At 68.8% G+C, this 13,430-nt stretch carries 14 protein-coding genes; 6 read left to right on the top strand and 8 right to left on the bottom strand.

Annotated features, from left to right (window positions below; genetic code table 11):
- Positions 1 to 78: 78 nt before the first annotated feature.
- The gene (locus MRBLWH3_RS04985; RefSeq protein ID WP_363429275.1) at positions 79 to 1,503 is read left to right on the top strand and encodes a DHA2 family efflux MFS transporter permease subunit; all 1,425 of its coding nucleotides are present in this window, start codon (positions 79 to 81) and stop codon (positions 1,501 to 1,503) included.
- 53 nt (positions 1,504 to 1,556) lie between these two features.
- Here the strand turns inward: MRBLWH3_RS04985 and MRBLWH3_RS04980 are convergent, their stop codons facing one another.
- The 8 genes from MRBLWH3_RS04980 to urtA form a co-directional block, all read right to left on the bottom strand.
- Positions 1,557 to 2,126, bottom strand: a complete 570-nt coding sequence (locus tag MRBLWH3_RS04980; RefSeq protein ID WP_363429273.1) for a TetR/AcrR family transcriptional regulator — start codon at positions 2,124 to 2,126, stop codon at positions 1,557 to 1,559.
- On the bottom strand, positions 2,126 to 2,689 hold the full coding sequence (locus MRBLWH3_RS04975; RefSeq protein ID WP_363429271.1) for a TetR/AcrR family transcriptional regulator: 564 nt from the start codon (positions 2,687 to 2,689) through the stop codon (positions 2,126 to 2,128). The genes MRBLWH3_RS04980 and MRBLWH3_RS04975 overlap by 1 nt, the downstream gene beginning before the upstream one ends.
- Positions 2,689 to 4,407, bottom strand: a complete 1,719-nt coding sequence (locus MRBLWH3_RS04970; RefSeq protein WP_363429269.1) for a purine-cytosine permease family protein — start codon at positions 4,405 to 4,407, stop codon at positions 2,689 to 2,691. The genes MRBLWH3_RS04975 and MRBLWH3_RS04970 overlap by 1 nt, the downstream gene beginning before the upstream one ends.
- A 60-nt stretch (positions 4,408 to 4,467) precedes the next feature.
- The gene (urtE, locus tag MRBLWH3_RS04965) at positions 4,468 to 5,148 is read right to left on the bottom strand and encodes an urea ABC transporter ATP-binding subunit UrtE (RefSeq protein ID WP_363429267.1); all 681 of its coding nucleotides are present in this window, start codon (positions 5,146 to 5,148) and stop codon (positions 4,468 to 4,470) included.
- Positions 5,148 to 5,969: an ABC transporter ATP-binding protein gene (locus tag MRBLWH3_RS04960; protein ID WP_363429265.1), complete on the bottom strand. Its 822-nt coding sequence runs from the start codon at positions 5,967 to 5,969 to the stop codon at positions 5,148 to 5,150. Before MRBLWH3_RS04960 ends, urtE begins: the two co-directional genes overlap by 1 nt.
- On the bottom strand, positions 5,966 to 7,057 hold the full coding sequence (gene urtC / locus MRBLWH3_RS04955; RefSeq protein ID WP_363429263.1) for an urea ABC transporter permease subunit UrtC: 1,092 nt from the start codon (positions 7,055 to 7,057) through the stop codon (positions 5,966 to 5,968). Before urtC ends, MRBLWH3_RS04960 begins: the two co-directional genes overlap by 4 nt.
- Positions 7,054 to 7,938 (bottom strand): urea ABC transporter permease subunit UrtB, encoded by an 885-nt coding sequence (gene urtB, locus MRBLWH3_RS04950; RefSeq protein WP_363429261.1) that lies wholly within the window; start codon positions 7,936 to 7,938, stop codon positions 7,054 to 7,056. Before urtB ends, urtC begins: the two co-directional genes overlap by 4 nt.
- A gap of 114 nt (positions 7,939 to 8,052) precedes the next feature.
- Positions 8,053 to 9,354, bottom strand: coding sequence for an urea ABC transporter substrate-binding protein (gene urtA, locus MRBLWH3_RS04945; RefSeq protein ID WP_363429259.1), 1,302 nt, complete (start codon positions 9,352 to 9,354; stop codon positions 8,053 to 8,055).
- Between the two features lie 276 nt (positions 9,355 to 9,630).
- Here urtA and MRBLWH3_RS04940 point away from each other — a divergent pair, with 276 nt between their 5' ends.
- The 5 genes from MRBLWH3_RS04940 to ureG are packed head-to-tail and all read left to right on the top strand — an operon-like array spanning position 9,631 to position 13,427.
- Complete coding sequence (locus MRBLWH3_RS04940) at positions 9,631 to 9,933, top strand: urease subunit gamma (protein WP_363429257.1); 303 nt, start codon at positions 9,631 to 9,633, stop codon at positions 9,931 to 9,933.
- A gap of 9 nt (positions 9,934 to 9,942) precedes the next feature.
- Positions 9,943 to 10,275 (top strand): urease subunit beta, encoded by a 333-nt coding sequence (ureB, locus tag MRBLWH3_RS04935; protein WP_363429255.1) that lies wholly within the window; start codon positions 9,943 to 9,945, stop codon positions 10,273 to 10,275.
- Positions 10,275 to 11,978, top strand: a complete 1,704-nt coding sequence (locus MRBLWH3_RS04930; RefSeq protein ID WP_363429253.1) for an urease subunit alpha — start codon at positions 10,275 to 10,277, stop codon at positions 11,976 to 11,978. Before ureB ends, MRBLWH3_RS04930 begins: the two co-directional genes overlap by 1 nt.
- Entirely contained in the window at positions 11,978 to 12,652 is a 675-nt protein-coding gene (locus MRBLWH3_RS04925; RefSeq protein WP_363429251.1) for an urease accessory protein UreF, read from the top strand. The genes MRBLWH3_RS04930 and MRBLWH3_RS04925 overlap by 1 nt, the downstream gene beginning before the upstream one ends.
- Positions 12,645 to 13,427: an urease accessory protein UreG gene (ureG, locus tag MRBLWH3_RS04920; RefSeq protein WP_363429249.1), complete on the top strand. Its 783-nt coding sequence runs from the start codon at positions 12,645 to 12,647 to the stop codon at positions 13,425 to 13,427. The genes MRBLWH3_RS04925 and ureG overlap by 8 nt, the downstream gene beginning before the upstream one ends.
- Positions 13,428 to 13,430 lie beyond the last annotated feature (3 nt).

Below are 13,430 nucleotides of genomic sequence, written 5' to 3'. Positions count from 1 at the left end.
TGACGTCTCGTGTGCCCCGAAGAGTGAGTGACCACTCACTCTACCTCTCCCATCACACCCCTCGAAAGGATCACGACCATGACCACCACCCCCACGCCGGTCGCCGCGCCAGCGCCGACCGCCCGCAGCACCCGTCGCTGGCTCGCGTTGAGTGTGCTCGCTCTCGCCCAGTTCCTCGTCGTTCTCGACGCGTCGATCGTCAACATCGCCCTGCCCGTCCTCGGTGCACAACTCAGCATGGACACGGCCGCCCTCGCGTGGGTCATCACCGCCTACGTCCTCGCCCTCGGCGGCCTGCTCCTGCTCGGCGGTCGCCTCGCCGACCGATACGGCCACCGCCGCATCTTCCTGATCGGCACCGCCGGCTTCGTTGCCGCGTCGGGGGTCGCAGGCCTGTCGTCCACCAGCGAGATGCTGCTGGCGGCACGAGCGCTGCAGGGCGTCTCGGCGGCGCTGCTCGCCCCCTCCGCGCTCGCGCTGCTGACCCAGCTCTTCCCCGAGACCGGCGACCGCACGAAGGCACTCGGCGTGTGGGGCGGGGTGGCGGGCATCGGCTCCGCCGCGGGCGTCCTGCTCGGCGGGATCCTCACAGCCACGCTGGGATGGCAGTCCGTCTTCTTCGTCAACGTCCCGATCGGCGCAGTCGTGCTCGTCACGGTCCCGCTGCTCGTCACGCGCGACGCTCCCGCCACGCACGGAGGGCTCGACATCCCCGGAGCAGCAACCATCACGGGCGCCCTCGTCGCGGCCGTCGGCGCGCTCAGCGCGATCGAGCAGGTCGGACTGTCGCATCCGCTCACCCTCGGCCTGGTGGCGGCCGCGATGGTGCTGGGAGTCGCGTTCGTCCTCATCGAGCGCCGCGCCGCCGAGCCGCTCGTCCCGCTCCAGATCTTCCGCAACCGCAACCTGACCGTCGGCAACGTCGTCATGCTTCTCATCGGAGCCGCGATGGTCGCGCTGTTCTTCGCGCTGTCGGTCTACATGCAGGCCGTGCTCGGGTACGACGCGCTCACGACGGGGCTCACCCAGCTGCCGCTGGCGGGCGCCCTCGTCATCGTCGCCGGCGTCGTCCCTGCCGTGATCACCCGGATCGGCACGAAGACGACGCTCATCGGCTCGCTCCTCCTGCTCGCGGGAGGCCTCGTCTGGCTGTCGTTCGCGCCTGCCGAGGCGCAGTTCGTCACCGACATCCTCGGGCCTGGCATCCTGATCGGGATCGGTATGGGCGGCGCGTTCGTCACCACCACCCAGCTCTCCGTCGACGGTGTGGAAGGCGGCGAATCGGGCCTCGCGGGAGGCCTGGTCAACACCAGCCAGCAGATCGGCGGCGCACTCGGCCTTGCCCTGCTCGGCACCGTCGCAGCACTGCGCACGGAGATGCTGCTCCACGACGGCGTGGCCGCGCCCGAGGCTCTGACCAGCGGCTTCTCCTGGCTCTTCCTCGGCACCGCCATCGTCGCCGTCATCGCTGCGATCGCCGCCGGGCTGGCTCGGGAGCACTGATCCGATCCGTCCATGGCCGAGCGGGGTCCGCGGCGGAGCGGATCACGTGCGCCTCACCCGAGATCGCGAATCGGGTCCAGGATGGCCTCTGCCGCCCAGGTCGCGGCGTCGGCGATGTCGCGGCCGCTCATGCCGAGTTCGCGCCGCATCGTCACCCAGGTCGCGGCGGAGTCGAGGTGGCACAGCGCGGCGACGACGGCTCGCCGGTCGGCGTCGGCGAGCGCCGGAGCCTCCCGGCGCAGCATCCCGTCGAATTCCTCGCGATGCGGTGCGGGATCTGAGCCGTTGACCCCGCGCATCGCCGTCTCGGCCACGACATGGGCCAGCTCGGGCCGCCGATCGTACGCCTCCATCGCTTCACGGATGGCGATCGGCACGTCGAAGATCGAGTCGGACTCGGCGCGCGTGAAGATCGTGCGTTCGATCCAGGCCGCCGTCGCGAGGAGGAGGTCGACGCGCGTCGGGTAGTAGCGGAAGACGGTGCGCTCGCCGACGCCCGCGCGCAAGGCGATCAGGCGGAAGGACACATCGTCGGTTCCGACCTCATCGATGAGCTCGGTGTAGGCGGCGAGGATCGCCGCCTGCGTCCCCGAGACCTCCGACGCCGGTGCGGGCGTCGCCATCACGCCGCCCGATTCGCCTCGGTCGCGGCGGGCAGCACCCGCCGCAGGGTGAGGTCGAACACCCCGAACGTCTCGTCGGCACTCATGTCGAATCCGGTCCGCATCCGTGCCCAGAACATCGGTGAGACGAAGTACCGGACGGATGCTGCGGCCCGCCGCGCGTCGCGACGGTTCAGGTTGGGTGCCGCGGCCTCGATCATCGCCACGATCGCCTCGGTGATCGGCGCGGCGGGGTCGTCCGCGGTCGGCGAGAGTGCTCCGCCGCGGGCCGCCACGAAGGCGAACGCGGGTTCGGCGTCGTACGCGCGGAAGCGCGCGCGCACCGCCTCACGGAACTCGGCCGGCGTGCGGACGTCCAGGACCGGGAAATACTCGGCCTCGATCCACCGCCCGAGCGCCTCGAGCAGATGCGACCTCGTCGGGAAGCGACGGTAGATCGTGCGCTCCGAGACGTCCGCGATCTCCGCGAGGTCGGCGTACGAGATGTCGTCGAAGGTGCGCTGGCGCAGCAGCATGGCAGCGCTCGCGAGGATCGCAGACGGAGTGTCGACGATCTCGTCCATCACAGCATCCTTCCCCGCTCGTCTCGATGAAGCGTGGCCGGCTCCGCCGGGAGGACGTACCGGTCGGAGTCGTCGAGCGTCAGTGCCAGAGATGAGACGAACTGCAGCTCACCCCGTGGTCCTGACTCGGCCGAGGCCAGCATATCCGGCCGTTCGAACGTGTAGCCGGTGACGTGGCAGCGCAGCCGCTCGCCGGACGGATTGCCGTCGTCGTCGAGGATCGGGGTCGGGATGCCGTCCGATCTGCGTCGAAGGTAGTACCGCCCGCGCGTCACGACCGCCATGAGCGGGGTGACGACGGCGGCGACACCGATCGCAACGAGGACGGAGAAGGGCTGCATCGCCGGGCCGAAGACGCCGGCGAAGCACAGGAGTGAGAGGAGCGACGCAAGGCCCACCGAGACGGGGCCGACCGGATTCCAGTTGTGCAGCATGCCGCGGCGGAACTCCGGATAGCGCGGCGACAGCCGCAGCAGGTGCTTGTTGATCACGATGTCGGCGGAGATCGTCACGAACCAGGCCATGACGACGTTCGCATACAGACTCAGGACGAAGGAGATGAGACTGAAGACGTCCATCAGCATGAGCGAGAGTGCGATCGCCAGGTTGAAGATGACGAACACGGTTCGACCGGGGTAGCGCTTCCTGACCCGGGTGTACACGTTCGACCAGGCGAGCGAGCCGGAGTACGCGTTCGTCACGTTGATCTTGACCTGCGCGACGACGATGAGGAGGAGTACCAGTGCGATGGCGATCCAGTCCGGCACCAGCGACTGGTACATGCCGAGGAATTGCTTGACGGGCTCGGCGGCACGGTCGGTGAGTGCCGGGTCCACCTTCGTCACGAGGTAGACCGCGAGGAAGAGCCCGATCACCTGCTTCGTCCCGCTGAAGATCACCCAGCCGGGACCGCTGAACACGAACGCCGCCCACCACGACCGGGAGTTCGCGGCGGTGCGGGGCGGCATGACGCGGATGTAGTCGATCTGCTCGGCGAGCTGCGGGGTCAGCGCGAAGCACACCGCTGCGCTGGCGACGATGGCACTGAAGCTCACGGTGCCGTCGGAGGCGCCGGTGAACCCGACGAACGCCGTCACTGCGTCGGGCTGTGTGAACACGACCCAGATGAGCGGGAGCAGCGCAAGCGCGAGCCAGAGCGGTGTGGTCCAGAACTGCAGCCGCTCCAGCGCGCGCATGCCGTAGATCACGATCGGGATCACCACCACTGTGGAGATCACGTAGCCGATAGGCAGCGGAATGCCCACCGCGACCTCCAGGCCCTGAGCCATGATCGCGCCCTCGAGCGCGAAGAAGATGCACGTGAAGCCGGCGAACACCACCGTCGTGATGATCGAGCCGTGATAGCCGAAGCCCGAGCCGCGGGCGATGAGGTCGAGGTCCATGTTGTACCTCGCCGCATAGAACGCGACCGGGAAGCCGACCATGAAGATGATCACGGAGGCGAGGAGGATGCCGAGGACGGCGTTCGTCGTGCCGTGCTCCAGTCCCACGCTCGCGCCGATCGAGAAATCTGCGAGGAAGGCGATCGATCCGAGGGCCGTGCCGCCGACGGACAGCGCGCTCCAGCGCCGGAACGAGCGCGGCACATAACGGAACGCGTAGTCCTCGAGGCTGTCTTCGGCGGCGGAGCGTGCGTCCCCGCCCCACGCGCCGGCTCTCACGCCCAGCGCATGCACACCCACCTCCAGCGCTTCCACGATGACTGGATCCTGCCGCAGGCGTGTTTCGGCCGCGTTGCCGCGCGGAATCGATCTGAATCAGATCGCCATCGCGTCACGCACCGTGTCGATGGCGCCGGCCCCGCCCTGCCCGGTGATCGTGATCCGGCCCGACTGCAGCACGTAGAAGGTGTTCGTGGACCGGAGTGCGAATCCGACGTGCTGCTCGACGAGCAGCACCGACAGGTCGCCCCTCCGAGTGAGGTCGATGATGACGCGCTCGATGTCGGCGACGATGTTCGGCTGGATGCCTTCGGTCGGCTCGTCGAGCACGAGGAGCTTCGGCTTCGTCAGCAGCGTGCGGGCGATCGCGAGCTGCTGGCGCTGACCGCCGGAGAGCAGCCCGGCGCGCCGTCCCAGCAGGTCCTTCAGCACCGGGAAGAGGTCGAAGACCTCGTCGATGTCGGACTGCCGCTTCGCCACCAGCTGCAGGTTCTCGAGCGTCGTCATCTGCGGGAACGACTGCTGCCCCTGGGGGACGTACCCCAGTCCTCGCTTCACGCGCTGGGAAGGCGGCATCCGTGTGACGTCCTCGCCGTCGATCAGCACCTGGCCGCTCATCACGGGAATCAGCCCGGTGGCGACGCGCAGCAGGGTCGTCTTGCCCGCGCCGTTGTGACCCATGACGGACACCGCCTGGGACGTGGGGATCTCGACCGTGACGTCGTGGAGCACCTTGGTGCGGCCGTAACCTGCGGTGACTCCCTTGATCTCGAGCATCAGTGATCGCCCTTCCCTTCGACGGCGGCGTCCGCGGCCGAGCCGAGGTAGACCTCCTGAACCCGCTTGTCGGCCTGCACCTGCTCGACCGTCCCCGCGGTGAGGAGCTTGCCCATGTGCATGACGGTCACCCACTCGGCGTAGTTGCGAACGAATTCCATGTCGTGCTCGATGACGATGATGGTGCGCTCGTCGCCGATGCGGCGCAGCAGCTGACCGGTCTCGTCGCGCTCGTCGGCGTTCATGCCGGCGACGGGCTCGTCGAGGAACATGACCTTCGCGTCCTGCACGAGCAGCATGCCGATCTCGAGCCACTGCTTCTGGCCGTGCGCGAGAGTTCCCGCCGGCTTGTCGCGCAGTTCGGCCAGCCCGATCGTCTCGAGCGCCTCCTCGACGTACGAGGGCACGCCGCGCCGGGTCAACGGCAGTCGCCACGCTTTGCGGTGCACCCCGCCGGCGATGTCGAGGTTCTGCAGCACCGAGAGCTCGTCGAACACCGTCGCGGTCTGGAACGTTCGGCCCACACCCGCCCGGATGATCTTGTTCGTCTTCATCGACAGCAGGTCCATGCCGTCGTACGTCGCCGTGCCCGTGGCCGGGACGAGCCCGGTCAGCGCGTCGACGAGCGTCGTCTTGCCGGCGCCGTTCGGCCCGATCAGGAAATGCACCTGCCCCTTGAGCATGAGCAGGCTCACGTCGTCGACGGCCGTGAACTGGTCGAAGGTCACGGTGAGGTTCGACACCTTCACGGACGTCTCGGCATCCGGAGTCAGCGGCTGCCCGGCACCCTCGAGGGGAGCCGTCGATTCGGTCCCGCTCATGCTGCGAGCCTCCTCTCGGCCCGGGAGCGCCGGTCCGCGCTGGACCGCACGGTCGTCCACATCCTGCCGAAGAGCGAGGCCAGCCCGTTCGGCAGGAACAGGGTCACCACGATGAAGAGCAGGCCGAGGATGTAGATCCAGCCCTCCGGCCAGCTCGAGGCGAGACTCGATTGGCCCCAGCCGATCGCCATCGCCCCGAGCACCGGGCCGAAGAGCGAGGCCCGGCCGCCGAGCGCCACTCCCGCGATGAACAGGATGGACGCGGAGGCGCCGATCTCCTGGGGCGTGATGATGCCGACCAGCGGCACGAACATCGCCCCGCCGATGCTCGCCATCACCGCGGCGATCACGAAGGCGACGAGCTTGATGTTCGCCGGGTCGTACCCGAGGAACCGCACACGATCCTCGGCGTCTCGCGTCGCGAGCAGGAGCTCGCCGAACCGGCTGCGGTACAGCTGCCACGCCACCAGCATGCACACGATGAGAAGTCCCACCGTGATCATGTAGATCATGAGCTTGTTCGCGTCGTCGTTCAGCACGTAGCCGAAGAAGTACTTGAAGTCGCTCAGCCCGGTGTCGCCGCCCGTCTCGCGGATCGTCGAGCTGACGAGCACCGCCAGTGCGACGGCGAGCGCCTGGGTCAGGATCGCGAAGTACGCCCCCTTCACCCGGCGCTTGAACAGCGCGTAACCGAGGACCCCGGCCACGATCACCGGCAGCAGCACGATCGCCAGCACCGTGAACCATTCGCTGCGGAAAGGCTCCCAGAACGCGGGGACGGCGGCGAGCGGATCGTACAGGATCATGAAAGTCGGAGTCGCGTCGGGCCCGGCGGTCTCGAGCGTGAGATGCATCGCCATCGAGTAGGCGCCGAGCGCGAAGAAGACGCCCTGCCCCATGACGAGCATTCCGCCGCGGCCCCAGGCCAGGCCGATGCCGACCGCGACGATCGCCCACGCGCTGTACTTGCCCAGGTTGTTGATCCAGTGCATCGAGAGCACGGACGGGGCGACGACCAGCAGGAGCACCGCGAACACCGCGATGCCGATGAGCGAGTACCACGGGTTGAGCTTCGTCAGCTTGTTCATGCCAGCCCCCTCGTCCGCACGGTGAACAGGCCCTGCGGGCGGACCTGGAGGAAGATCACGACGAGGACGAAGGCGAGCACCTGCGCGAGGCTTCCGCTCGTCATGTCCGCGAAGAACGCCATCGCGACACCGATCACCCACGCGGCGATGATCGTGCCCTTGATCTGGCCGATCCCGCCGGCGACCACGACCAGGAAGGCGGGAATGATGTACTGCACGCCCATCTGGGAGTTCGTGCCGCCGATCAGCGAGGCGGCGACTCCCGCGACCCCGGCGAGCCCCGACCCGACGAAGAACGTGATCCGGTCGACGTTGCGGGTGCGCACGCCGACCGTCTCGGCGAGGTCACGGTTCTGCACCGTCGCACGGATCCGACGCCCGAACGACGTGTACTTGAGCCACGCGGCGAGCGCGGCCACGCACACCAGCGCGAGGAGGATCGTGAACGCCTGTCGGTAGGGCCACGCGTAGCCGAACACGTCGATCTGCCCCTGCAGCCACCCGGGGTTCTCGACCGGGACGCCCTGGGCGGGGAAGATCTGCAGCGCGACCTGCTGCAGGATCAGCGAGACGCCGACCGTGGCGAGCAGCGTGTCGAGCGGTCTGCGGTACATCCACTGGATGATGCTCACCTCGAGCAGCAGTCCCAGGAGACCGGCCACCACGAACGCGACCGGGAGTGCCACGGGTATCGAGATGTCACTGGAGGGGATGACGAGCTGGGTCAGGTAGGTGACGAAGGCGCCGACCATGATGAACTCGCCGAGCGCCATGTTGATCACCCCCATCTGACCGAAGATGAGCGTGAGCCCGAGGGCTGCCAGAAGAAGCAGCGCACCCACGGCGCTGCCGTTGAGCAGCGGGGGTATCAGTGCGTCCATGTGCGATCACTCCCTTCTGTGCGAATGCGTCCATGCGGATGCAGGGTGCGGATCGGATGGGATGCTGAGGCCCCGAGCCGTGCGTGCGGCACGGGGCCCCAGCATCCGTGAGAATCAGCCCGCGGCGGCGACCAGCGAGTCGCGGACGTTCGCGGGGAACCAGTCGTACTCGTAGAGGTACGGGTCGGGCTCGATGAACGCGTCGGACTCCCAGACGATGTCGAACTGGTTCTCGGCGTTGATCTTGCCGATGTGACCCGGCTTCGAGATGTGGTGGTTCTCACCGTCGAGCGTGACGACGCCCTCCGGCGCGTCGACGGTGATCTCGTTCTCGACCGCTGCCGCGTTGACCGCGTCGACGTCGAAGGATCCGGCGGCCTCCACGAGGGCCTTGTAGAGGTACATCGAGATGTAGGCGGCCTCCATCGGGTCGGAGGTCACGCCGCTCGAGCCCGGGTAGGCCTTCCAGGCCTCGATGAACGCGGGGTTGTTCGGGGTGTCGAGCGACTGGAAGTAGTTCCACGACGCGTAGTTGCCCGTCACCTCGTGGCCCATGGCCGGCGCCTCCTCCTCGGCGATCGACACCGAGATGATCGGCGTCGTCTCGGGCGAGAGGCCCGCGTCGTAGTAGGCCTTGATGAAGCCCACGTTCGACGAGCCGTTGATGGTGTTGAAGATGAAGTCGGGCTCCGCCGCGGCGATCTTCGCCACCTGCGTGGTCCAGTCGTCCTTGTCGAGCGGCACGTACTCCTCGCCGACGATCTCGATGCCGAGCTCCTCCGCGTAGAGCTTGATGATCGCGTTCGCGGTGCGCGGGAAGACGTAGTCGGAGCCCGCGAGGAAGAGCGTCTCGACGCCCTGCGAGGCGAGGAAGTCCATCGCCGGGATGATCTGCTGGTTGGTCGTCGCGCCGGTGTAGTAGATGTTGGGCGAGGCCTCGAGGCCCTCGTACTGCACCGGGTAGAAGAACAGTCCGTTGTGCTCCTCGACGACCGGCTTGACGGCCTTGCGGGAGGACGAGGTCCAGCCGCCGAAGATCGCGGCGACGCAGTCCTGGGTGAGCAGCTTCTCGGTCTTCTCCGCGAAGGTGGGCCAGTCGGTGGCGCCGTCTTCCTGGATGTACTCGATCTGCTTGCCGAGGATGCCTCCGTCGGCGTTGATCTCGTCCGCGGCCATGTGCAGGACGTTCGACACCGTCTTCTCGGAGATCGCCATGCCCCCGGTGAGGGAGTTGAGGAACCCGAGCTTGATGGTGTCGCCGGACGTGTCGACGCAGCTCTCGGCGGCTGCGGCCGACTCCGTCGGGGCGGCTTCGCCGGCGCGGCTGCCGCAGCCGGACAGGACCAGGGCGGCGCTGGTGGCGAGCGCCCCCGCGGCCAGGATCGCCCGGAGGCGCTTCCTGTGGGTGGTGATCATGCTGTGCTCCGTTTCAAGGGTGATGCGGTGCGTTTCGGGTGTGATGCGGTGGGGTGCGAACCGAGCGCACAGGCGCTGCAGGTTGGTCCAACCATGGGGCTGCGGCATTACATTGCCATTGCTCGAACGTATCGAGCGTGTAAACACTGCGAGCGTCGAAGTCGCTGATTCCGTTGATTTTCCGCACTTCTCGGAGAGCCACGCGCGCGCGAAAGAACGTCATCGCTCCCAGGCGATGGCAGACTTCTGACACGCATCGACCAGGAGGGAGCACTCATGCACCTGTCACCCGCAGACACGGAGAAGCTGCTGCTCGCGGTGGCGGGCATGGTGGCGCGCGATCGCAGGGAGCGCGGCGTCAAGCTCAACCATCCGGAGGCGGTCGCCCTGCTGTCGACCTGGGTCATCGAACGCGCCCGGGACGGCGCCGAGGTGGCTCAGCTGATGACCGAAGGACGAACCGTGCTGAGCCGGGGGGACGTGATGGACGGCGTCGCCGACATGCTCGCGGACGTACAGGTCGAGGCGACGTTCCCCGACGGCCGCAAGCTCGTCACCCTCCACCACCCGATCGACTGAGGAACTGCCATGGCATCAGGTTCAGCATCCGGTCCCGGCGCCATCCGGGTCCGGCCCGGATCGATCGAGCTCAACGCCGACCGCGCCGATGACGAGCGCCTCGACCTCGTGATCCTCAACACCGGCGACCGGCCGGTGCAGATCGGCTCGCACATCCACCTGCCCGACGTGAACGCCGCGCTGGAGTTCGATCGCAGCGCGGCCGCGGGCTTCCGTTTGGACATCCCGTCCGGCACATCCGAGAGGTTCGAGCCCGGCGTCTCCAAGCGCGTCGCGGCCGTCTCGCTGCGCGGGAATCGACGTGTGGCCGGCATCCAGATCCGATCGACGGAGGACGACTGATGGTGCGCATCGACCGCGAGCGGTACGCCCGCATCTACGGGCCGACCACGGGAGACCAGATCCGCCTCGGCGACACCGACCTGTGGATCGAGCTCGAGGACGATCTCACGGTCGGCGGCGAGGAAGCGGTGTTCGGCGGCGGCAAGTCGATCCGCGAATCGATGGCACAGAGCACGCTCTCCCGAGCGGAGGGAGCGCTCGACACGGTCATCACCAACGCGGTGATCCTCGACTGGTGGGGCGTCGTCCGCGCCGATGTCGGCATCCGCGACGGTCGCATCGTGGGAATCGGCCGCGCGGGCAACCCCGACATCGCCGACGGCGTCGACCCGCGACTGGTGATCGGCCCCTCCACCGACGTGATCTCCGGGGAGGGGAAGATCCTCACCGCCGGCGCCATCGACTCCCACGTGCACCTGCTCTCCCCCTCGCAGATCCATGAGGCGCTCGCGACCGGCATCACGACGATCGTCGGCGGCGGCACAGGCCCATCCGAGGGCTCGAAGGCGACGACGGTGACCCCCGGCGCGTGGCACCTCGAGCGGATGCACCGCTCGCTCGACCGGCTGCCGGTGAACGTCCTGCTGCTCGGCAAGGGCAACACGGTGTCGAGGGCGGCCTTCGAAGAGCAGGCTCTGGCCGGCGCGGCCGGCTACAAGGTCCACGAGGACTGGGGCTCCACACCCGCGGCGATCGACGCCAGTCTCCGTGCAGCCGAGGAGTGGGGACTGCAGGTCGCCCTCCACAGCGACTCGCTCAATGAGGCCGGATTCGTCGAGTCGAGCATCGCGGCGATGGCGGGCCGCAGCATCCATGCCTTCCACGTCGAGGGTGCCGGCGGCGGCCACGCGCCCGACATCCTGTCGATCGCGAGCCTGCCGTACGTGATCCCCGGGTCGACGAACCCGACCCTGCCGCACACCGTCAACACCGTCGCCGAGCATCTCGACATGCTGATGGTCTGCCACCACCTCAACCCCGGCGTGCCCGAGGACCTCGCCTTCGCGGAGTCCCGCATCCGTGCCACCACGATCGCCGCGGAAGACATCCTGCACGACATGGGGGCGATCTCGATCACGTCCTCCGACGCTCAGGCCATGGGGCGTATCGGCGAGGTGGTCACGCGGACCTGGCAGGTCGCGCATGTCATGAAGGCCCGCCGCGGGTCGCTCGGGGAGAGCCTTCCCGCCGACAACGAGCGTGCACGCCGCTACGTGGCCAAGTACACCGTCAACCCTGCGATCGCTCACGGCATCGACGACGAGGTCGGCTCGGTGGAGGTCGGTAAGCTCGCCGATCTCGTGCTGTGGGATCCGCGGTTCTTCGGCTTCCGTCCGAGCGTCGTCGTCAAGGGCGGCGGACTGGTCTGGGGCGCGCTCGGCGACCCCAACGCATCGATCCCCACGCCGCAGCCGGTGCTGATGCGCCCCTCGTTCGTCGACGCGATCGGCGGTTCACTGTCGGTCTCGTTCGTCGCGCCCGCGGCGCTGGAGGCCGGACTCGAGGAACGGCTCGGTCTCACCCGCCGGCTGCTGCCGCTGCGTTCGACGCGCGAGGTCGGCAAGGCCGACATGCGCAACAACGACGCTCTCCCCCGGATCGACATCCGGCCCGACACGTTCGACATCTCGATCGACGGCGAACGCGTCGAGCCCGCGCCCGCCGCACGTCTTCCCCTGGCCCAGCTCTACCAGCTGTTCTGATGCCGCCCCTCCCGTCCTCCACCGCCGCCCTGCTGCTGGCCGACGCACGGCTGCCTTCGGGCGGTCACGCGCACTCTGCCGGAGTGGAGCCCGCGGTGATGGCGGGAGTGGATGCTGCGCACCTCGGCGCGCTCCTGCACGGCAGGGCCGCGACCACCACGCTCGTCGAGGCGGGCACGGCCGTGGCTGCGCGGCACGCCCGCATCACGGGCGGGGAACTCGACGCCGTAGAGGCCGCGTGGGCCGCGCGCACCCCGAGCCGGGCACAGCGGGATGCCGCGCGTCTGCTCGCGCGAGGGTACCTGCGCGTGGGCGGCACACTGCTCCCGGGCGACGAGGCCATCGCCGCGTGGCGGGAGCGCCCGGTGCCGCCGCCGCGCCCGTGCGTGCTCGGCGTCATCGCCGCCGGGCTCGACGTGCCGCCGCTGGAGCTGGCGCGGCTCGTCGTCTACGAAGACATGCAGGCTGCGGCGGCCGCCGTGCTCAAGCTCGAGCCGCGCGATCCACTCGAGCTCGTGTCGCTCGTGATCGAGCTGTGCAGCGGGGTCGACGACCGCCTCGCCGCGATCGCCGCGATCACCGATCCCGCCGGTATCCCCGCACTCACCGCACCACAATCCGAAGCGTGGGCCGAGGTCCACGCACGATCCACCAGGAGGCTCTTCCGTGCCTGAATCCCCCGCATCCCGCGCTCTGCGCCTCGGCGTCGCCGGCCCGGTCGGCACCGGCAAGTCATCGCTCATCGCGACGATCTGCCGCGCCCTCGCCGACGAGATCCGCATCGGCGTCATCACGAACGACATCTACACCGATGAGGATGCCCGCTTCCTCCGCTCTGCCGGCGTGCTTGAGCCCGAGCGCATCATCGCCGTCGAGACCGGTGCGTGCCCGCACACCGCCATCCGGGATGACGTCACCGCGAATCTCCTTGCGGCCGAGGACCTCGAGCGCGCGTTCGCGCCGCTGGACATGGTGGTGATCGAGTCCGGCGGCGACAACCTCACCGCCACGTTCTCGCCGGCACTCGTCGACGCGCAGATCTTCGTGCTCGACGTCGCCGGCGGCGGCGACGTGGCCCGCAAGGGCGGACCCGGCATCGGCCGCGCGGACCTGCTGGTCGTCAACAAGACCGATCTCGCGCCCTATGTCGGCGTGGACGTCCCGCAGATGGTCGCCGACGCCACCGCCGCGCGCGACGACCGGCCCGTGCTCGCCCTCTCGCGCACCGACGCGCCCTCGGTCGCCGCGCTGCGCGCGTGGGTGCTCTCGGTGCTGGCCGCGCACCGCGCCGGGTCGCACATCCCGCAGGACCCCGGGCCGATGGCACCGCACTTCCACGCCGACGAGGAAGGCAACGGCTTGCTCCACACGCACGAGGACGGCGAGGCGCCCCACGCGCATGCGGCGGACGAGGCCGCGCACAGCCACGCCGACCACGTGCACCCGTGAAGC

The organism is Microbacterium sp. LWH3-1.2, from assembly GCF_040675855.1.
GTDB lineage: Bacteria > Actinomycetota > Actinomycetes > Actinomycetales > Microbacteriaceae > Microbacterium.
The sequence above is the reverse complement of the archived record's forward strand: the minus strand, read 5'-3'. Positions and strand labels throughout refer to the sequence as shown.